Origin of the sequence: Pseudomonas putida W15Oct28 (assembly GCF_000708715.2) — a bacterium.
Lineage (GTDB): Bacteria > Pseudomonadota > Gammaproteobacteria > Pseudomonadales > Pseudomonadaceae > Aquipseudomonas > Aquipseudomonas putida_R.
Genome location: NZ_JENB01000073.1, coordinates 1 through 19,834 on the forward strand (window position 1 = coordinate 1; position 19,834 = coordinate 19,834).

19 protein-coding genes are annotated in these 19,834 nt (G+C 63.6%); 9 read left to right on the top strand and 10 right to left on the bottom strand.

Annotation, left to right across the window (positions count from 1 at the left end):
- Window positions 1-238 precede the first annotated feature (238 nt).
- Together AK81_RS26825 and AK81_RS26830 are read right to left on the bottom strand one after the other, a co-directional pair.
- The gene (locus tag AK81_RS26825; protein ID WP_043204225.1) at window positions 239-1,447 is read right to left on the bottom strand and encodes a hypothetical protein; all 1,209 of its coding nucleotides are present in this window, start codon (window positions 1,445-1,447) and stop codon (window positions 239-241) included.
- A gap of 41 nt (window positions 1,448-1,488) precedes the next feature.
- Window positions 1,489-1,938, bottom strand: coding sequence for a YcgN family cysteine cluster protein (locus AK81_RS26830; RefSeq protein ID WP_043204227.1), 450 nt, complete (start codon window positions 1,936-1,938; stop codon window positions 1,489-1,491).
- Window positions 1,939-2,081: 143 nt separating this feature from the next.
- Between AK81_RS26830 and AK81_RS26835 the strand changes: the two genes are divergently transcribed.
- Window positions 2,082-2,675, top strand: coding sequence for a nitroreductase family protein (locus AK81_RS26835; RefSeq protein ID WP_043204229.1), 594 nt, complete (start codon window positions 2,082-2,084; stop codon window positions 2,673-2,675).
- A 130-nt stretch (window positions 2,676-2,805) separates the two neighbouring features.
- On the opposite strand, the gene AK81_RS26840 is transcribed toward AK81_RS26835, so the two are convergent.
- The 4 genes from AK81_RS26840 to AK81_RS26855 form a co-directional block, all read right to left on the bottom strand.
- Complete coding sequence (locus AK81_RS26840) at window positions 2,806-3,738, bottom strand: D-2-hydroxyacid dehydrogenase (RefSeq protein ID WP_043204230.1); 933 nt, start codon at window positions 3,736-3,738, stop codon at window positions 2,806-2,808.
- A 2-nt stretch (window positions 3,739-3,740) separates the two neighbouring features.
- Window positions 3,741-4,034, bottom strand: a complete 294-nt coding sequence (locus tag AK81_RS26845) for a YcgL domain-containing protein (RefSeq protein WP_043204232.1) — start codon at window positions 4,032-4,034, stop codon at window positions 3,741-3,743.
- On the bottom strand, window positions 4,031-5,164 hold the full coding sequence (gene rnd / locus AK81_RS26850; protein WP_043204233.1) for a ribonuclease D: 1,134 nt from the start codon (window positions 5,162-5,164) through the stop codon (window positions 4,031-4,033). The genes AK81_RS26845 and rnd overlap by 4 nt, the downstream gene beginning before the upstream one ends.
- A gap of 223 nt (window positions 5,165-5,387) precedes the next feature.
- Window positions 5,388-7,025 carry a phosphoethanolamine transferase gene (locus AK81_RS26855; RefSeq protein ID WP_043204234.1) on the bottom strand — a complete coding sequence of 546 codons (1,638 nt, stop codon included), beginning with the start codon at window positions 7,023-7,025 and terminating at the stop codon, window positions 5,388-5,390.
- 252 nt (window positions 7,026-7,277) lie between these two features.
- On the opposite strand from AK81_RS26855, the gene AK81_RS26860 reads away from it, so the two are divergent.
- Entirely contained in the window at window positions 7,278-7,514 is a 237-nt protein-coding gene (locus tag AK81_RS26860) for a YdcH family protein (protein ID WP_043204236.1), read from the top strand.
- 123 nt (window positions 7,515-7,637) lie between these two features.
- On the opposite strand, the gene AK81_RS26865 is transcribed toward AK81_RS26860, so the two are convergent.
- On the bottom strand, window positions 7,638-8,819 hold the full coding sequence (locus tag AK81_RS26865; RefSeq protein WP_043204239.1) for a trans-sulfuration enzyme family protein: 1,182 nt from the start codon (window positions 8,817-8,819) through the stop codon (window positions 7,638-7,640).
- A gap of 92 nt (window positions 8,820-8,911) precedes the next feature.
- Here AK81_RS26865 and AK81_RS26870 point away from each other — a divergent pair, with 92 nt between their 5' ends.
- Entirely contained in the window at window positions 8,912-9,373 is a 462-nt protein-coding gene (locus tag AK81_RS26870; RefSeq protein ID WP_016498365.1) for an Lrp/AsnC family transcriptional regulator, read from the top strand.
- A 116-nt stretch (window positions 9,374-9,489) separates the two neighbouring features.
- Here the strand turns inward: AK81_RS26870 and AK81_RS26875 are convergent, their stop codons facing one another.
- The gene (locus AK81_RS26875) at window positions 9,490-11,820 is read right to left on the bottom strand and encodes an FdhF/YdeP family oxidoreductase (RefSeq protein WP_043204240.1); all 2,331 of its coding nucleotides are present in this window, start codon (window positions 11,818-11,820) and stop codon (window positions 9,490-9,492) included.
- Window positions 11,821-12,169: 349 nt separating this feature from the next.
- Here AK81_RS26875 and moaA point away from each other — a divergent pair, with 349 nt between their 5' ends.
- Together moaA and AK81_RS26885 are read left to right on the top strand one after the other, a co-directional pair.
- Window positions 12,170-13,174 carry a GTP 3',8-cyclase MoaA gene (moaA, locus tag AK81_RS26880; protein ID WP_043204241.1) on the top strand — a complete coding sequence of 335 codons (1,005 nt, stop codon included), beginning with the start codon at window positions 12,170-12,172 and terminating at the stop codon, window positions 13,172-13,174.
- 20 nt (window positions 13,175-13,194) lie between these two features.
- The gene (locus tag AK81_RS26885; RefSeq protein WP_043204242.1) at window positions 13,195-14,094 is read left to right on the top strand and encodes a bestrophin family protein; all 900 of its coding nucleotides are present in this window, start codon (window positions 13,195-13,197) and stop codon (window positions 14,092-14,094) included.
- Between the two features lie 131 nt (window positions 14,095-14,225).
- On the opposite strand, the gene moaB is transcribed toward AK81_RS26885, so the two are convergent.
- Entirely contained in the window at window positions 14,226-14,765 is a 540-nt protein-coding gene (gene moaB / locus AK81_RS26890; protein WP_043204243.1) for a molybdenum cofactor biosynthesis protein B, read from the bottom strand.
- Window positions 14,766-14,905: 140 nt separating this feature from the next.
- Here moaB and AK81_RS26895 point away from each other — a divergent pair, with 140 nt between their 5' ends.
- Complete coding sequence (locus tag AK81_RS26895) at window positions 14,906-15,793, top strand: LysR family transcriptional regulator (protein WP_043204244.1); 888 nt, start codon at window positions 14,906-14,908, stop codon at window positions 15,791-15,793.
- Here the strand turns inward: AK81_RS26895 and AK81_RS26900 are convergent.
- Window positions 15,781-16,563, bottom strand: coding sequence for an AraC family transcriptional regulator (locus AK81_RS26900; RefSeq protein WP_043204245.1), 783 nt, complete (start codon window positions 16,561-16,563; stop codon window positions 15,781-15,783). The genes AK81_RS26895 and AK81_RS26900 overlap by 13 nt on opposite strands.
- 377 nt (window positions 16,564-16,940) lie before the next feature.
- On the opposite strand from AK81_RS26900, the gene AK81_RS26905 reads away from it, so the two are divergent.
- From AK81_RS26905 to AK81_RS26915, 3 genes are all read left to right on the top strand, one after another.
- Window positions 16,941-18,554 (top strand): APC family permease, encoded by a 1,614-nt coding sequence (locus tag AK81_RS26905; RefSeq protein WP_043204246.1) that lies wholly within the window; start codon window positions 16,941-16,943, stop codon window positions 18,552-18,554.
- A gap of 23 nt (window positions 18,555-18,577) precedes the next feature.
- Window positions 18,578-19,504, top strand: a complete 927-nt coding sequence (locus AK81_RS26910; RefSeq protein WP_043204247.1) for a 4-hydroxyproline epimerase — start codon at window positions 18,578-18,580, stop codon at window positions 19,502-19,504.
- 42 nt (window positions 19,505-19,546) lie between these two features.
- Window positions 19,547-19,834: dihydrodipicolinate synthase family protein (locus tag AK81_RS26915; protein ID WP_043204248.1), on the top strand; the 288-nt coding region annotated here is incomplete at its 3' end.

Here is a 19,834-nt window from a genome sequence, read left to right on the forward strand (position 1 = left end):
CCGATCAATCTGACTCGTTGATCCATGGGGGACTCTTGATTCCAGGGCATGATCAGATACCTCCTGATCATGCGTATTAGCCTGTAAACCATGTCCCCGGTTTGGAATGTAAACGATGTCTCCGGTTTGTACCGCGGGCACGCCCGCTCCCACAGGGACAACACTGCCCTCGGGGCCTGTAGTTTCCCTGTGGGAGCGGGCGAGCCCGCGAAGAGGCCGGTACAGGTAATAATGATGCCTAGCGTAGCGCTTTGCTCTGCAACACCTCGGACTTGCGCCCCAGCACGTTCTCGCTGATCTGCACGAATTCTTCAGTACTCACGCTGGGCAGGCGCATCAGCCCGAGCACTACGTCGTCCAGCGAACGCTTGGCCTGGGTGTGGATGCGGATTTCCTTGTCCAGTGCCTGCAGCAGGATCACCCCGCGGGCTACCTGGGCCGGGCTTGCGCGTTCGCCCTTGAGCTGGGTGACCTTGGCGCCCTGCTTGCTCAGGCGTGCCTGCCAGGCCTGGTAGCGGTCATCGCTTACCCCGCCCGAACGGCGCAGCAACTCGCTGGCGTAGTAGTCGGTCAGGCTTTCCACCAGCCAGTCATTGCCGTCGCGCCCACGAATCTGGGCAAACAGCTGCACCACTTCGCGCAGCAACGGGCTGCTGCCGTTCTCGCTCACCATCGGCCGGGCGCTGTGCAGGTACAGCGAACCCTGCGCGGCCATTGCCCCGCGCCACATGCCGTCACGCGCACCGACCAGCAGCAGCTTTGGCGGGTTGCGCGGGAACACCGCCTGCAACTGCGGCCAGACGTAGGTCAGCAAGGTCAGGCTGTCCATGCGCCGCATGCCCTGCCCCACCGGTGCGGCCACGGTGACCTCGGTATCGCCCAGGCGGGCACGGCGGCTACCCAGGTCACCGGCCAGCATCCAGCCAGTCGGGCGGTCGAACAGGCGTGAAACGTTGTCGATGCGGAACTTGTCCTTGCCAATGCGCGGCCAGGAGGTCTCGATACTCTTCCAGCCATCGGGCAGGTCGAACGCCAGGCGCGCCACCAGCTCGGTGCCATCTTGCTGGTCAAGCCGCGCAGGCGGTACCAGCTGGTCGCCGAGGAACAGCGCCCAGTGCGGGGTGATACGCGAGGAATAGGCACCGCTGGCGAGCTTCTGGTCCAGCTGCACGCGGTAGCTGAGGCTGGTCTTGCCGGCCGCCGGCTGCCACACGCCGCGCTGCCCCTGCAACTGCCAATGGCCATCGGCCTGGAAGCCGCTGAAGGCCCCGGCCTTGCCCAGGTCGAAGTCGAGGCTGCGCACCACACTGCCTTCAGCCAGGGTGAGGCGGACTTCAGCCTGGCCAGTGGCTGGCAACAGGCGCACCTGGTAGTCAAGATCGACCTTTTTCGCCCAGGCTGGCGAACTGGCCATCAGGCCCAACAGTAAAAACAGCTGGCAACGCATACAGAAACTCCTTGTTTCCCCGTGGCAGCGGGCCGCGCCGGTCAGCTGGCGCGGAAGATCAGGTGGTCTTCCCAGTCGTCTTCGTGCACATCCTGCTCCCTGAGCATACGCCCCGACTGGGAAATGCGCTGTTCATGGACCTGCTGGCGATCACCACAGACAAGGTGATGCCAAGCCGGCAGGTCCTTGCCCTCGCTGACCAGGCGATAACCGCAGGTGCTCGGCAGCCACGTGAACTGGTCGGCCTTGCCCGGGGTGAGCTGGATGCAGTCCGGGACATGCGCGAAGCGGTTGGGGTAATCGCTGCACTGGCAGGTATCCATGTCCAGCAGCTTGCAGGCGATACGCGTGTAATAGACGCTGTTGTCGTCCTCGTCCTCAAGCTTTTGCAGGCAGCACAGGCCGCAGCCGTCGCACAGCGACTCCCACTCTTGCGGGCTGAGTTGTTCGAGGGTCTTGCGCCGCCAGAACGGCGCGGTTTCAGCGATCATCACACGGTTTCCTGCATTCATCTTGGGGCCACGGCGCGCGGCGGCGCCAGTCTAGAGCCTGGCCTTCGGCAAAGCCAGACCGCTTGTCAGTCGCGACGGGACGCAGTAGCGTGCGGCTTTCCCGTCCGTTTGCAGGAGCTGTCATGAGCGCCAACCCCCGCATTGCCGATTACGCCATCAACGAACAGTTCATCAACCGCTGGTCGCCACGGGCCTTTACCGCCGAACCGATCAGCGAAGAGACCCTGCTGAGCTTCCTGGAAGCCGCACGCTGGGCACCGTCGGCGTACAACTCGCAGCCTTGGCGCTTCCTGTATGCCCGCCGCGACACGCCGAGCTGGGAGCGCTACCTGAACCTGCTGGTGCCGTTCAACCGCAGCTGGGCGCAACAAGCCTCGGCACTGGTGCTGATCATTTCCAAGACCACCTTTGCAGCCCCGGGCGCCACGGAAGAAAAACCGGCGCTGTGGCACACCTTCGACACCGGCTCCGCCTGGGGCCACCTTGCCCTGCAGGCCAGCATCAGCGGCTGGCATACCCATGGCATGGCCGGTTTCGACCAGGATCTGGCGCGTCAGGAACTGAAGGTTCCCGAGGGCTACGTGCTGCATGCCATGGTGGCAATCGGCAAGCTGGGTGACAAAGCCAGCCTGGATGAAGCGCTGCAGTCGCGTGAAGTGCCAAGCCCGCGCAAGCCGTTGAGCGAGCTGGCTGCCGAGGGTGATTTCAGCCTGTAAGCCTTGTGTAGCCTGTACCGGCCTCTTCGCGGGCATGCCCGCTCCCACAGGTATCCCACAGGCTTCGGAACCTGTGCAGTACCTGTGGGAGCGGGCGTGCCCGCGAAGAGGCCAGTACAAGCACTACAAATCAATAACCCTTGGCGAAGTCCACTTCCCCGCGCAACCCCTGCCCCGCTTCATAAGCCCGCACATTCTCTACAAACAACCGCACCATCGCCGCCGGCGAGGTGGGTGCCGAACTGTGCCCGGTCAGCAACAGCCCCCAGGCGGTCCAGAACGGATGCTGTTTGGGCAACGGTTCCTGCCGGCAGACATCGATCACCGCACCGGCCAGATGGCCTTCCTTCAGCGCCTCGACCAGGTCGGCATCGACCACCGCCACGCCACGCCCGGCATTGATGAACAATGCCGTGGGCAGGAAGCACTTGAACAGCGCCGCGTCATACAGGTCATGGGTAGCCGGGGTGTCCGGCAGCAGGTTGATCACGTAGTCGACCTGGCCAACCATGCGCGGCAAGTCGGCCAGGGCCGCCACCTCGACGAACGGTGCCTGTTCCCGGGCAGTGCTGGCCACACCGTACAGCACCACACCAAACGGTTGCAGGAACTCGGCCACCCGCTGGCCAATGTCGCCGGTGCCGACAATCAGCACCTTGCGCCCTTCCAGCGTGCGCCCCGGGCGGTCATCCCAGCGCCGCTCGACCTGGCTGACCAGGCGCGACAGCACCTCGCGCTCATGGCCGAGCATGTAGGTAAGCATGTATTCGGCCATCACCTGGCCGAAAATGCCCACCGCACGGGTCAGGCGATAGTCACGCGGCAGGCCGTCGGCCAGCAACGGCGTGATACCGGCCCACGTCGATTGTATCCACGCCGGTTTGTGGCCCTGGCGCAGCAAGCTTGCCAGCAGGTCCGGCTGGCCCAGCCACACCGTGCACTGCGAGGCCTGCTGCGCCAGTTCGGCGGAGTCACCGCTGGTCAGGATTTCCACTTCAGGCGCTGCATCGCGTAAAAGCCCGGCGTATCGAGCATGCTCATGCTCAGCAATCAGTACACGCATGGTCAGACCGGGTCGTTACGGCGCAGCAGCTCTTCGGGCAGGTGCTCGATGTACTCATCTTCCAGCGGCGGCATCTGCAGGTGATAGCCCTGGGTGTCGAGGTTCTCAAGCACCTTGGTGATGTCCTCGCGGGCCAGCTTGCGCTCGGGGCTGAGCACCAGGTCGAACGCGTGCATGGGGGTGCCGAAGGCCGGCAGCAGGCCTTCGGGCACACGCTCCAGGCCGTCCGCCTTGAGCACGTAGAGGTACATTTCGTTCTTGCGGGGGCTCTTGTAGATCGAGCAAATGCGTTTCATCGGGTCTCTCCGGCACCTGCCAGGTTGTCCAGCAGGGCCTGGCCCATGCGCTCACGGCGCCAGCCGCGCAGCGAATCGGGCAGTTGATAAGGGCCGTTGGGGTAGCCGCTCTTGAGCAGCGCTTCCAGGGCTTTCTTGCGCAGCATCAGCTCGGGGGTGATCCCCAGGCGCTCGCCTTCGGCCTGGCCGATGGCACGCAGCTGCTTGAGCACGCCAGCGGCCTCGATCGGCAATGGCTCGGGCAAGGGCGCTGGCCACTGCTCGGCAGGCAGGCTACCGGCGCGCTTGATCAGCTGGATGAGGAACTCACCGTCCTGACGAATGGTGCGCGGGTGCATCTCGTCGATCTTGGCCAACGCCGACAGGTTGTTCGGCTGGCTCTTGGCCATGGGCCACAACGAGTGCTCCTTGAGGATGCGGTTACGTGGCACATCGCGGTTGCGTGCTTCGCGCTCGCGCCAGGCGCACAGCTCGCGCAGCACCGCCAGTTGCTGGGGGGCCAGCTTCCAGGCGAGCTTGACGTCGCGGTACAGGCTTTCGGGCTCGACTTCACGGCGCAATGCGGCCACCAGCTCTGCACCGTCTTCCAGCACCCAGGCGTACTTGTCGTCGGACAAGCGCGGGCGCAGCGCGGTGAACAGCTCAGCCAGGTGCACGGCATCCTCGGCGGCATAGCTGACCTGAGTTTCCGAGAGCGGGCGCTGCAGCCAGTCGGAACGGGTCTCGCCCTTGGGCAACTCGATACCCAGCACCTCTTGCACCAGGCGCGAATAGCCCATGCTGAAGCCCAGGTTCAGGTAGCCGGCAGCCAGCTGGGTGTCGAAAAGCGGCTGCGGCAGCTTGCCAGTCAGGCGCAGCAGCACTTCAAGGTCTTCGCTGCAGGCGTGCAGCACCTTGACCACGCCACTGTCTTCCAGCAGGTCGGCCAAGGGTTGCCAGTTGCCGATCAGCAGCGGGTCGATCAGGAAGGCCCGCTGGCCGTCACCGATCTGAATCAGGCCGGCTTTCGGGTAAAAGGTGTCGACCCGCATGAATTCGGTATCGACGGCGACAAAGGGCAGCTGGTGCCAGTCGCGGCAGTGTTCGGCCAGGCTCTGGTCGTCACGGATCCAGTGAATTTCGATGGCCACGAGGCTCTCCCACTAACATTGGCGCGCAGTATATACGGCGCGGGCACTGCTGGTGAAACCTGCGCCATCCCTGGAATAGATAAACGGCGCTGCAAACCTGCCTTTTGTAGGAGCAGCCTTGTGCTGCGAAAGGGCCGGTGCAGGCATTTTGGCAAGGTGCTGGCTGTACCGGCCTCTTCGCAGCACAAGGCTGCTCCTACAGGTGTAAGGTACAGCCATGCATTCAACGCTTGGCCGCCAGCCAAGGCCGGCAGCTGGCGAACATGTCCAGCGACTGCTGGTAGAGCTCGGTGTGCACCTGCAACAGGCCGAGCATGGAGTGGAACAGGTTGTCCTGCGACAGCGGGGCATCGCTGAGTTTGGCCAGGCAGTCGGTGTCGATGCCGAAGTCTTCTTTATAGCTGTCGGAGAACCAGGTCAGCAGCGGCACGTGCTTCTGCTGCTCGGGGGCGATGGCGTAAGGCGTGCCGTGCAGGAACAGGTTGTACTCGCCCAGCGACTCGCCATGGTCGGACAGGTAGATCATGGCCGTGTCGACTTTGTCCTGTTTGCTGCGCAAGGTGTCGATCAGCGACGCCAGCACCTTGTCGGTGTAGGCCAGGGTGTTGTCGTAGCCGTTGATGATTTCCTGCTCGCTGCACTGGTTCAGCGCGTTGCTCCGGCACACCGGCGTGAAGCGCTCGCCGCCATTGGGGTAGCGCTTGAAGTATTCCGGGCCGTGGCTGCCCATCTGGTGCAGCACCAGCACGGTATCCGTGTCGAGGTTGTCGATCAGCTCACTCAGGCCTTGCAGCAGGATCTGGTCATGGCATTCGCCATTGGCGCACAGTTGAGGGTCCTTGAGGTTGCTGACATCGATGAACTGCACGCGGTCGCAGGTACCCTTGCAGCCCGACTGGTTGTCACGCCACTGCACCGCCAGGCCGGCACGCTGAAGGATGTCCAGCAGCCCTTCGCGGTTCTTCGCCACGCGGGCGTCGTAATCCTTGCGTTTCATGCCCGAGAACATGCACGGCACCGAGACCGCGGTTTCAGTACCGCACGAGTGCACATCGGAAAACGCCAGCAGGCCCTGTTCCTTGGCCAGGTTCGGCGTGGTATCGCGGTCATAGCCCAGCACGCCGAAATGGTCTGCCCGGGCACTTTCACCGACCACCAGCACCGTCAGCGACTTGCGCTCATGCTTTTGCCAGGCGGCATCACGCTTGGCATCTTCGCCATAATGCTGGAACGGACGCGCGGCAGTACCGACGCGCTCGCTGACATAACCAATGGAGGCCCCGACGATATTGCTCGGGGTCAGCATCAGGCGCAGTTCGTGGTGGTTGCGAAACAGCGACGACAGCCCTTGGTAGTTGACCAGCGCCACCGATCCGAGGGCAACCACGCAGGCGCCACCGACCACCAGCTTGCCCAGCAGCTCGCGGTGCCAGGCACGGTAGGCGATCGGTGCTTTCCACAACAGCGCAGAAGGCAGCACGCCCAGCAGCAGGATATAGGCGGCAAACTTGAACGACATCAGGTCGCGCACTTCCGCAATATTGGTCTCGGCCATATTACGGAACATACCTGCATCAATAAGTACGCCGTACTGGTTCATGAAGTAAGCCACCCCGGCTCCACTCATGAACAACACGATAAGGACCGGCTTCAATACATATCGGAAGGCAAACAACGTGAGGATCAAATTGAAAGCGAACAACATCAGCACGGCAAACGCCAGGCTCAGCCACAACCCCGACAGGCCGGCGGGCACCACCTCTTGCAGATGCTCCCAAAGGAACATGTTGAAGCCAATCAGCAGGTAAAGGCTGGCCAGCAGCGTGACCCATTCAGTCCGCAGGGATTTGAAGTTGAGCATCAGTGTTCGCAATCAAGAGTGATTATCAACCCCCAGGCCGGATGGCACCGCGGGAAAGTTGGGCGAACTCTAGAAAGTGCGTCATCAATTTTTTGTGAAAAAGACGGTAACAATTTAGTGAAGCCGCGTCTTTTATCAATTACGTGAAGGCCATTCAGCTGCCATTCAGCCTGGCAGCGGTCACAAGCCTGCGCAAACGCGGCTATCCTCAGTGGTCAGGACCTTACCGACAACCCTGACAGAGGTGAAGAAATGCCAGTTCCGCATGATCTGCTCGCTGACCTGCACGTTACCGCTGATGCATTCCAGGCGCTCATAGACAAGGATCAGGACCTGCACAAACTGCACAAGGAGTACAACGCCAAGGACAAGGAGGTGGTCGCCGCCGAGGGCAACGGTACCAACGACGATGCCGTCAACCGGCTGCGCAAGGAACGGTTGCTGATCAAGGACAAGATCGAACGGATCATCCATCCGCCGAAATCCTGACAGGAATTCATTGAGCCTGCTGGCCTCTTCGCGGGCTCGCCCGCTCCCACAAAGTCACCACAGCCCTCAATACCTGTGGAATATCTGTGGGAGCGGGCAAGCCCGCGAAGAGGCCAGCAGCCCTTACACAGCAGCCAAAGCCTTCAAGGCCCCATCCAGGTCCTCGATCAGGTCGCGGTAATCCTCGATCCCCATCGACAACCGCAGCAGGTTCTCGCTGATCCCCATCACCCCTTTCTGCTCCGGGCTCAGCGAGCAGTGCGACATGGTCCACGAGTGGTTGATCATGCTCTCCACGCCGCCCAGCGAGTCGGCCAGCACAAAAATCTGCAACGCTTCCACCAGCCGGTTGAGCGCGGCCCGATCACCCTTGACCTTCATCGCCACCACCGCCCCGCCGCTGCGCATCTGGCGGTTGCACAGTTCATGCTGGGGGTGGCTTTCCAGCCCGGGGTAATACACCTGCTCGATCTGCGCATGCCCTTCGAGGAAGCGTGCCACCTGCAGGGCGTTGCTGCATTGGCGCTCCATGCGCACATCCAGAGTCTTCAGGCCGCGCAGGGCGAGGTAGCAATCGAACGGCCCCTGCACCGCGCCAATCGCCATGCTGATGCGGCGCAGGCGCGCCAGCAACGCATCATTGGCCGCCACTACCACGCCACCTGTCAGGTCGGAGTGGCCACCGATGTACTTGCTGGCCGAGTGCATCACCAGGTCCACGCCCAGGGTGATCGGGCGCTGGTTCCACGGTGAGCAGAAGGTGTTGTCGATGCAGGTGAGAATACCCCGCGCCTTGGCCAGGTCGCACACCGCTTTGATGTCGACCAGGTGCAGCAACGGGTTGGTCGGTGACTCGATCCAGATCAGCTGGGTTTGGGGCTTGATGGCGGCGGCCACGGCCTCAAGGTCGTTGAGGTCGACATAGGTGGTGGTCAGGCCCGAGGTGCGGCTGCGGTAGTCCTCCAGGATGCGGAAGGTGCCGCCATACACGCCGTTCATCACTACCACGTGGGCGTCCTTGGGCAGCAGCTCCAGCACCGTCGCAGTGGCATTCACCCCCGAGGCACAGGCAACCGCACCCACGCCCTCCTCCAGGGCAGCAACACAGGTTTCGTAGGCATGCCGGGTGGGGTTGCCTACCCGGCTGTAGGAGTACTCCGGCTTGTCGTCCAGGCTGCGCTTGGTGAACGAGCTGGCGGTGACGATGGCCGGGAAGATGGCGTTTTCGGCGACGCTGAACTGCTCGCCGGCGTGAATGGTACGGGTGGCGAAATTGCGCGGCTTGTCGGACATGGTCAGGCCCATTGGCAGAGTGAAGGCTGCAACTATCGCACAACCCAAATCTTCTGGCCTTGGGGTAATCTGTGAAAAATTTTTCTACACGGCCCGCGCGCGATATGGACAGTTTCGACCAGCACATTCTTACCCTGCTTCAGCGCGATGCCTCGATCTCGCTCAAGGACCTGGCCGAGGCCGTCAACCTGTCCACCACGCCGTGCTGGAAGCGGGTCAAGCGCCTGGAAGAAGAAGGCTACATACTCGGCCGTGTCGCCCTGCTGGACCCCGAACGGCTAGGGTTGGGGCTTACAGTGTTCGTCCAGCTCAAGACCCAGCGCCACGACAGCGCCTGGCTGGAGCAGTTTGCCGCGACGGTGACCGGGTTCGAGGAAGTGATGGAGTTCTACCGCATGTCGGGGGACTGGGACTACATGCTGCGGGTGGTGGTGGGGGATATCGCGGCGTATGACCGGTTCTACAAAAAGCTGATTACCCGGACCGACGGGCTGTCGAACATCACCTCCAGTTTTGCCATGGAGCAGATGAAATACACAACAGCCTACCCTGTGCACCGCTCCTGATCGGTGCTGGATGCTTCGCGGGCTCGCCCGCTCCCACAGGGTTATCACAGCCCCGAGACCTGTGGTAATCCTGTGGGAGCGGGCAAGCCCGCGAAGAGGCCAGTACAGTCAACCGATCAATCAGAGGCCAACACCGCCGCAATGCGGTTCCCCGCCTTGGCTTTCTCGACCTTGATCGCCACAAATTTCGACGTCGGGGTATAGGTCCCTTCACCATAACTTTCCAGCGGCACCAGCGGGTTGGTCTCCGGGTAGTAAGCCGCCGCCTGCCCTTCAGGCACGTCATACGCCACCAAGCGGAACCCCGACACCCGCCGCTCCACGCCATCCTCCCACAGCGACACCAGGTCCACCTGCTCACCCGGTTCGAAGCCCAGGCGGCGGATGTCGGCCTCGTTGACGAACACTACCTCACGCAGGCCGAACACCCCGCGGTAGCGGTCGTCCAGGCCGTACAGCGTGGTGTTGTACTGATCGTGCGAGCGCAGGGTCTGCAGGATCAGGTCGGGTTTGTCGCCACGGGCCAGTACCTTGGCGTTGATCAACTCTTCCGGCAGTGCGTGGGGCATGAACCGGGCCTTGCCCGTGGCCGTGCGGAAGTTGCGATCGGCGGCATTGTTGCCCAGGTGGAAACCGCCCGGGCTATTCAGGCGTTCGTTGAAGCCGGTGAAACCAGGGATCACGTCGGCGATCATGTCACGAATGCGGTTGTAGTCGGCCACCGCATACTCCCAGTCGATCGGCTGGTTGCCCAGCGTGGCCTTGGCCATGCCGGCGACGATCCACGGTTCCGAGCGCATGTGCGGCGAACGCGGGCGCAACTGGCCGTTGGAGAGGTGCACCATGCTGAAGGTGTCTTCCACGGTCACGCCTTGCGGCCCCTCGGCCTGCAGGTCGATTTCGGTACGGCCCAGGCACGGCAGAATCAGCGCATCGCGGCCGGTGACCAGGTGCGAGCGGTTGAGCTTGGTGGAAATCTGCACGGTCAACGCGCAGTTCTGCAGCGCCGCGTGGGTACGCGGGGTGTCCGGGGTGGCCTGGGCAAAGTTGCCGCCCAGGGCGATGAACACCTTGGCCCGCCGCTCTTCCATGGCCTTGATCGCCAGCACCGCGTTGTGCCCGTGGCCACGCGGCACACGGAACTGGAAGCGTTTTTCGAGGGCATCGAGCAGCGCCGCCTTGGGCTTCTCGTCGATGCCCATGGTGCGGTCGCCCTGCACGTTGCTGTGGCCGCGCACCGGCGACAGGCCGGCGCCGGGCTTGCCGACGTTGCCGCGCAGCAACTGCAGGTTGACGATTTCCTGCACGGTCGGCACCGAATGGCGGTGCTGGGTGACGCCCATGGCCCAGCACATGATCACCCGCTCGGCCTTGCGGTACATGCGTGCGGCCAGCTCGATCTCGGCCAGGGTCAGGCCCGACTGTTTGACGATGTGTTCCCAAGAGGTGGCGTCCACCGCTGCCAGGTAGTCATCGACGCCGCTGGTGTGCTCGGCGATGAAGGCATGGTCGAACACCGCCGGCTCGCCCTTGGCCTGGGCTTCGCGCTCCCACTGCAAGAGGAATTTGGCAATGCCACGCATGGCCGCCATGTCACCGCCCAGGGCCGGGCGGAAGTAGGCGCTGGACGTCGGCTCGGAGCCGTTGCTGAGCATTTCGAACGGGTGCTGCGGGTGCTGGAAGCGCTCCAGGCCACGCTCTTTCAGCGGGTTGAAGCACACCACCTGGGCGCCGCGCTTGACCGCCTCGCGCAGCGGTTCGAGCATGCGCGGGTGGTTGGTGCCCGGGTTCTGGCCGATGACGAAGATCGCGTCGGCCAGCTCCAGGTCGTGAAACACCACAGTGCCCTTGCCCACCCCGAGGGTTTCCGACATGCCTGCGCCGCTGGCTTCGTGGCACATGTTCGAGCAATCGGGGAAGTTGTTGGTGCCGTAAGCACGCACGAACAGCTGGTAGAGGAACGCCGCCTCGTTGCTGGCCCGGCCCGAGGTGTAGAACTCGGCCTCATCGGGCGACTGAAGGGCGCGCAGGTGCGTGGCGACCAGCTCGAAGGCTTCCTGCCAGGTGGTTTCGACATAGTGATCGGTGGCTGCGTCGTAGCGCATCGGGTGCGTGAGGCGGCCCTGGTATTCGAGCCAGTAGTCAGTCTGGTCTTTCAGCGCACTGACGCTGTACCTGGCGAAGAAAGCCGGGTCGACCGAGCGGCCGGTGGCTTCCCAGTTAACGGCCTTGGCGCCGTTTTCGCAGAACTTGACCATGTCGCTTTCCGGCGACTCGCCCCAGGCACAGCCGGGGCAGTCGAAGCCGCCGTTCTGGTTGGTCTTGAGCATGGCCCGCAGGTTCTTGAAGGCGTTTTCGCTGCCCAGCCAGCTTTTGGTCACGCTCTTGAGCGCCCCCCAGCCGGCGGCTGCGCCTTTGTAGTCCCTGATGTGTTCGTCCTGGCTCATGCGATGAATCCTCACGCTTCGATGCTTTTATTCAGCCTATGGAGCGTGGGGGTGGGGCGTCCAATCGAAAGATCTTACGGCTTGATAAGCGGTTTCGATCATGGGCCGGGAATGGGGTTGCAGCATTCGCGGGCACGCCCGCTCCCACAGGATTACCTTGCACTTCAGCCCAGTGGTGTACCTGTGGGAGCGGGCATGCCCGCGAATGAGGCGACGCGGTCCGGGCATTGAAATACTTGGCCAGCAGCCGTGATAGAGGCCGTCGATCAAACAGTCAGACAAAGCAATTTGACGCCCCTGCGGCCAGGTTATAGCTTGGAGTTGTGTCCCAACCCATTCGAGCGCGAACGTGGAACAGAACAGCCGGGCCCTGATCGACGGCTTCAACCGGAAAATCGACTACCTGCGGATGTCGGTCACCGACCGCTGTGACTTCCGTTGCGTGTACTGCATGGCTGAAGACATGCAGTTTTTGCCGCGCCAGCAGATTCTCAGCCTCGAAGAGCTGTTCCAGGTGGCCGAGCGCTTCGTCGCCCTGGGCACCCGCAAGATCCGCCTGACCGGCGGCGAGCCACTGGTACGCCAGGGCATCGTCGAGTTGTGCGGGCGCATTGCCGCCCTGCCCGGCTTGCGCGAACTGTGCATGACCAGCAACGGCTCGCAACTCGGGCGCCTGGCCCAGCCGCTGTTCGATGCCGGCGTGACGCGCCTGAACATCAGCCTCGACAGCCTGGACGCCGACCGTTTCAAACAACTGACCCGCACCGGTGACCTGCACCAGGTCATCGCCGGCATCGACGCCGCACGCCAGGCCGGTTTCAAGCGCACCAAGCTCAACTGCGTGGTGCTCAAAGGCCGCAACGATCATGAACTGGTCGACCTGGTGCGCTTTGCCATCGATCGCGAGCTGGACATCACCTTCATCGAAGAAATGCCGCTGGGGGTGATCAGCGAGCACGAGCGCGGCGAGTCGTTCTGCTCCAGCGACGAAGTACGTGCGCGCCTGGCCGAGCAGTTCACCCTGATCGAATCCACCGAATCCTCACAGGGCCCGGCCCGCTACTGGCGCCTGGCCGAAGCCGCGAACACCCGGGTCGGTTTCATATCGCCGCACAGCCACAACTTCTGCGCCACCTGCAACCGCGTGCGCCTCACGGTCGAAGGCCGCCTGCTGCTGTGCCTGGGCAATGAACATTCGGTGGACCTGAAGCATGTACTGCGCGCCCACCCCGGCAACGCCGAACGCCTGGAAAAGGCCATCCGCGATTCGCTGCACCTCAAGCCCTACCGCCATCACTTCGAAGTGGGTGGCGACGTGCAGATCCTGCGCTTCATGAACATGACCGGCGGCTAAGCGGCCGTCTCTGGATTTCCATGATTGTCCACCCAAACCCCGACGTGCTGCGCGTGCTGTTCACCCTCAAGGGTTCGATCGTCAAGCGCATTGCCCTGCGCTGCCTGATGGTGACCTTGCTAGCCGCGCTGATCGTGCTGGTCGAGCGCCATTACCCGGCGTTTTTCTACCCGGTGAGTGCCACGCCGTTCACCTTGCTTGGCCTGTCGCTGTCTATTTTCATGAGCTTTCGCAACAACGCCTGCTATGACCGCTGGTGGGAGGGCCGCAAGGCCTGGGGCAAGCTGATCATCGAAACCCGCTCGTTCGTGCGCGAAAGTGTGGTGATTGCCGACGAAACACTGCGCACCGAACTGCTGCGCAACCTGTGCGGTTTTGCCCATGCATTGAATGCACGGCTGCGCGGCGAGGACGAGCTGGCGGCTGCCCGGCCATGGCTCGCCCGGCCAGAGGCGATCAGCCCGCACAACGTGTGCGATGGCATCCTGCGCGAGATTGGCGAGCACTGTTCACGATTGGCGGCACAGCAGCACATCAGCGATTGGCGCTACAGCCTGCTGGAACAGCGGCTGGTAGGCCTGACCGAGGTACAGGCCACCTGCGAACGGATCAAGTTCACCCCGTTGCCGTTCCCCTACACGCTGCTGCTGCACCGCACCATCTACATCTTCTGCCTGCTGCTGCCGTTTGCCCTGGCCGAGCCGCTGGGCTGGCTGGCGCCGCTGTTCACCACCATCGTGGGGTACACGTTCTTCGGGCTGGATGCGATTGGCAACGAGCTGGAAGACCCCTTCGGGCGCGATGAGAACGATTTGCCGACCGACGCCATGGTGCGCACCGTAGAGCGGGATGTGCTGGCGGGGTTGGGAGAACAGCAGCTGCCGCCGGCGTTGTTGCCGGTGGGGTATGTGTTGAGCTGACAGTTTGTGGTTGCCTGCACTGGCCTCTTCGCGGGCTTGCCCGCTCCCACAGGGACCTCACAGATTTCGAAACCTGCGCTGTACCTGTGGGAGCGGGCAAGCCCGCGAAGAGGCCAGTGCAGGATGTAGTATCAACCCCGGCTTGCGCAGGCCTCGATCGGCAGCAGGTGTTTGACGAAGTTGCACGGCCGGTGCCGGGCATCCAGCTGCTCGGCCAGAATCCCCTCCCACGCGGTGCGGCAGGCCCCGGTAGAGCCCGGCAGGCAGCACACCAACGTGCGGTTGGACAACCCCGCCAACGCCCGGCTCTGCACGGTCGAGGTGCCGATATCCAGAATCGACAAGGCCCGGAACAGCTCGCCAAAACCATCGATGCGCTTGTCCAGCAGGCACTCGACGGCCTCCGGTGTGCTGTCGCGCCCGGTAAAGCCGGTACCGCCGGTAATCAGCACCACCTGCACCTGCTCGTCGGCAATCCAGGTCGCCACCTGGGCGCGGATCTTGTACAAGTCGTCCTTGAGCAGCGCCCGCGCCACCAGCCGGTGACCGATCTCTACCGAACGGCTGGCCAGCAGCTCGCCGGAGGTATCGTTGTCGTAGGTACGGGTGTCGCTGACAGTCAGCACGGCGATGTTCAGCGGTACGAAGACCGCATCGGGTTGGACGCGCACGGTAAAGCTCCTTGAATGGCATTGTCGCCACGCTAGAGCCACGGCCCGAGGGCGTCCAATCAATATGGCGTACCGGGCGATCAATGACATCTATCGCAGACGTGGGTTAAGGTCTGCATAACCAGACGCCAGGCACTTTCATGGACATCAAGCAGCTCAAGTTCCTCATCGCCCTCGACCAGACCCGCCATTTCGGCCAGGCGGCGGCGCTGTGCCATATCACCCAGCCGACGCTGTCCATGCGCCTGCGCAACCTGGAGGACGAACTGGAGCTGGTGCTGGTCAAGCGCGGCCAGCGCTTCGAAGGGTTCACCGAAGCCGGCGAGCGCATTCTGGCCTGGGCCCGCACCCTGCTTGCCGCCCACGACGGCCTGCAGGCCGAGGCCGCCAGCTGCCGCGGCCAGGTGGTCGGCAGCCTGCGCCTGGGCACCGTGCCGCTCGCCAGCTTCAACCCCATGCACCTGCTGTTGCCGCTGCGCGAAAAATACCCCGAACTGCACTTTCAGCTCAGCTCGCTGAGCTCGGAACAGGTCATCGACGGGCTCAGCCGCAACCAGCTCGACCTGGGTATCTGCTACCTGGACCAGGTCAACACCAGCTTCTTCGAAGTGATCGAACTGGGCACCACCACCATGGGCCTGTTGCACGACACCCGGCACTTCCAGTTTGCCAGCGACCCGCTGCGCTGGGATGCACTCAGCGACATACCACTGGGCCTGCTGAGCAAGGGCATGCACTACCGCCAATCGCTGGACCTGAGCTTCCGCAGCCGCGGCCTGGAGCCGAATGCGGTGCTGGAAAGCGACTCGACCTTCCAGCTGATCCAGGCCATCAACACCGGCATGTGCTGCGCGATCATGCCGCTGGACTGCGGCCTGGAAGACCTCAGCGAGCACCTGCGCATCGTGCCGGTGGCCGACGCCGCCATCCACAGCCAGGTCGGCCTGCTGCTGCGCCGCAGCGAGCCGCGCTCGGCGATTGCCGAACAGTGCTTCGCCGAGGCACGGGCACTGTTTCAAACCCCCTGATCGCTGGTTGCCTGGCGGTACTGGCGCGGGGTAAAGCCGGTCAGTTGCTTGAACTGGCGGCTGAAGGCGCTGTGGTCGGTGTAGCCGCAGCACATCGCCACTTCGGTGATCGGCAGGTCCGAATGCAACAGGCGGTGGGCGTGCTCCAGGCGCGCCTTGTGGATCATCTGCCGGGGCGTGAGGTGGAACACCCGTTTGCAATAGCGCTCCAGCTGGGCCACGGAAATACCGGCGATGCGGGTCAGCTCGCCCATGCTGATCGGTTGGTGAAAGTGCTGGCGAATGTGCTCGTCCACGGCGGCCAGGCGCTGATAGGCGGGGTGGCTGTCGGCGGCTGATTGCAGGTCGACCGATATGCCGACCAGGCCGATGATCTCGCCCGCCTGGTTGTACAGCGGGCGCTTGTGGGTCAGGCACCAGCCGGGCTCGCGGCTGCCATACAGGTGCAGCTCCAGCTGGTCTGCCAGCACCAGGCCTTCCTTGAGCACGCGGCGGTCCTGCTCGGTGTAGCCGGGGCCCAGCTGTGCCGGGAACACTTCGGCGCTGGTCTTGCCCAGCAGCGGTTGCAGGCGCTTGAGGCCGCAGCGCTGGACCAGGGTGTTGTTGGCCAGCACATAGCGGGCGGCCGGGTCCTTGATGAAGATGGCGGCGTTGGGGATGGCGTCGAGGATCGGCAGCAGCAGCGATACACCGGCGAGCAGGGCCTCGAGGGTGGCGGGGCGTTGCTGGTCGAGGGACTGGTACAGGGTTGCCAGGGGGGTATCGGTCATCTGTCGGTTCTCTGCTGGCTGTGCCGGCCCTTTCGCGGGCGCGCCCGCTCCCACAGGTCCTTCACATATTTCGAATCTTGCGCTGTACCTGTGGGAGCGGGCATGCCCGCGAAAGGGCCGGCACTCTCAACACACCCCTACAGCCCTTGTGCCGAGGGGCCTACAGCCTATCCACGAGCCCATCAAGGCCGCCAGCATTATTTGCAACTGTGCCGATTTCGTCATCCCCCCTGCAGAAAACCATCAAGAACCGTCGCCCCGACCGGTTCACTCTATGCCCCACGCAAGCCGCCCAAGTCCTACAAGAGCGCGGCCCAAAAAGCCGCATCTCGTGACATCAGACCTGCCTATCCAATAACCAACAAAAAGGCGAATTCATGTCAGGCAAATTCAAAAAACAGTTATCACTGCTGGACCTCACCTTCATCGGCCTAGGGGCCATCTTCGGCTCCGGCTGGCTGTTCGCCGCCAGCCACGTCTCGGCCATCGCCGGCCCGGCCGGCATCCTCTCCTGGTTCCTCGGCGGGTTCGCCGTACTGCTGCTGGGCATCGTCTACTGCGAACTGGGCGCCGCCCTGCCCCGTGCCGGTGGCGTGGTGCGCTACCCGGTTTACTCGCACGGCCCGCTGCTCGGCTACCTGATGGGTTTCATCACCCTGATCGCCTTTTCCAGCCTGATCGCCATCGAAGTGGTCGCCTCACGCCAATACGCCGCCGCCTGGTTCCCCGGGCTGACCAAGGCTGGCTCCAGCGACCCGACCGTGCTCGGCTGGCTGGTGCAGTTCGCCCTGCTGGGGCTGTTCTTCTTCCTCAACTACCGCAGCGTGAAAACCTTCGCCAAGGCCAACAACCTGGTCAGCGTGTTCAAGTTCATCGTACCGCTGCTGGTGATCGGCGTGCTGTTCACCTTCTTCAAACCCGAAAACTTCGAGGTCCAGGGCTTTGCCCCGTTCGGCCTGTCCGGCGTGGAAATGGCCGTGTCAGCCGGTGGCATCATCTTCGCCTACCTGGGCCTGACGCCGATCATTTCGGTGGCCAGCGAGGTGAAGAACCCACAACGCACCATCCCGATTGCGTTGATTCTTTCGGTATTGCTGTCCACCGCCATCTACGCCCTGCTGCAACTGGCCTTCCTCGGCAGCGTACCCACCGAAATGCTGGCCAACGGCTGGGCCAGCGTGACCAAGGAACTGGCCCTGCCCTACCGTGACATCGCCCTGGCCCTGGGTGTGGGCTGGCTGGCCTACCTGGTGGTGGCCGACGCCGTGATCTCGCCCAGCGGCTGCGGCAACATCTACATGAACGCCACCCCGCGCGTGATCTATGGCTGGGCGCAGACTGGCACCTTCTTCAAGTACTTCACCCGCATCGATGAAGAATCCGGCATCCCGCGCCCGGCGCTGTGGCTGACCTTCGGCCTGTCGGTGTTCTGGACCCTGCCGTTCCCCTCGTGGGAAGCGCTGATCAACGTGGTATCCGCAGCCCTGGTACTGAGCTACGCCGTAGCCCCAGTCACCGTCGCCGCCCTGCGCCGCAATGCACCTGACATGCCGCGCCCGTTCCGGGTCAAGGGCATGGCCGTGCTCGGCCCGCTGTCGTTCATCATCGCCGCGCTGATCGTCTACTGGTCCGGCTGGAACACCGTGTCGTGGCTGCTGGCCCTGCAAATCGTGATGTTCGTGCTGTACCTGCTGTGCAGCCGTTTCGTACCCACCCAGCACCTGTCGCTGGCCCAGCAAGTGCGCTCGTCGGCGTGGCTGATCGGCTTCTACGCGGTAACCATCCTGCTGTCGTGGCTGGGCAGCTTCGGCGGCCTGGGGGTAATCGGCCATCCGCTCGACACCGTGGCCGTGGCCGCCTGCGCGCTGGGCATCTACTACTGGGGCGCGGCCACTGGGGTGCCTGCCCACCTGGTGCGCCTGGAAGGTGAAGACGAAAGCGAAGCCGCCGCTGAAACCTATACCGGCCGCCCTGCCGCCGTCGCTTCCTGATCTTTTACGCAAGGGACACGCCCATGAAACAGATTCACGTCATCGACTCCCACACTGGCGGCGAACCGACCCGCCTGGTGATGAAGGGCTTCCCGCAACTGCACGGCCGCAGCATGGCCGAGCAGCGCGACGAACTGCGCGAGCTGCACGACCCGTGGCGGCGCGCCTGCCTGCTGGAACCACGCGGCAACGATGTGCTGGTCGGCGCGCTGTACTGCCCGCCGGTGTCGGCCGACGCTACCTGCGGGGTGATCTTCTTCAACAACGCCGGCTACCTGAACATGTGCGGCCACGGTACCATCGGCCTGGTTGCCTCGTTGCAGCACCTGGGCCTGATCGCACCGGGTGTGCACAAGATCGACACCCCGGTCGGCCAGGTCAGCGCCACCCTGCATGAAGACGGCGCCATCACCGTTGGCAACGTGCCGTCGTACCGCTACCGCCAGCAGGTGGCGGTGGACGTGCCCGGCCATGGCGTGGTGCGTGGCGACATCGCCTGGGGCGGCAACTGGTTCTTCCTGGTTTCCGAACACGGGCAGCGTATCGAGCTGGATAACCGCGAGGCGCTGACCGAGTACACCTGGGCCATGCTCAAGGCCCTGGAAGCCCAGGGCATTACCGGTGAAAACGGCGCGCCTATCGACCACGTCGAGCTGTTTGCCGACGACGCCAACGCCGACAGCCGCAACTTCGTGATGTGCCCCGGCAAAGCCTACGACCGCTCGCCCTGCGGCACCGGCACCAGCGCCAAGCTGGCCTGCCTGGCCGCCGACGGCAAGCTTGCCGAAGGCCAGACCTGGGTACAGGCCAGCATCACCGGCAGCCAGTTCCATGGCCGCTACGAGCGCGACGGCGACCACATTCGCCCGTTCATCACCGGCCGCGCCTACATGACCGCCGACAGCACCCTGCTGATCGACGAACAGGACCCGTTCGCCTGGGGCATCTGACCCCGGCCTTTTTCCGACTGAATATTGCGAGGAGTGACAACAATGACCAACAACATCTTCACCGGCACCATGCCCGCCCTGATGACCCCGTGCACTGCCGAGCGCAAGCCGGACTTCGACGCCCTGGTGCGCAAGGGCCGCGAGCTGATCGAAGCCGGCATGAGCGCCGTGGTGTACTGCGGTTCGATGGGCGACTGGCCGCTGCTGACCGAGGCCGAGCGCCAGGAAGGCGTGGCGCGCCTGGTGGCCGCTGGCATTCCGACCATTGTCGGGACTGGCGCGGTGAACACCCGTGAAGCGGTAGCGCATGCCGCCCACGCGGCCAAAGTC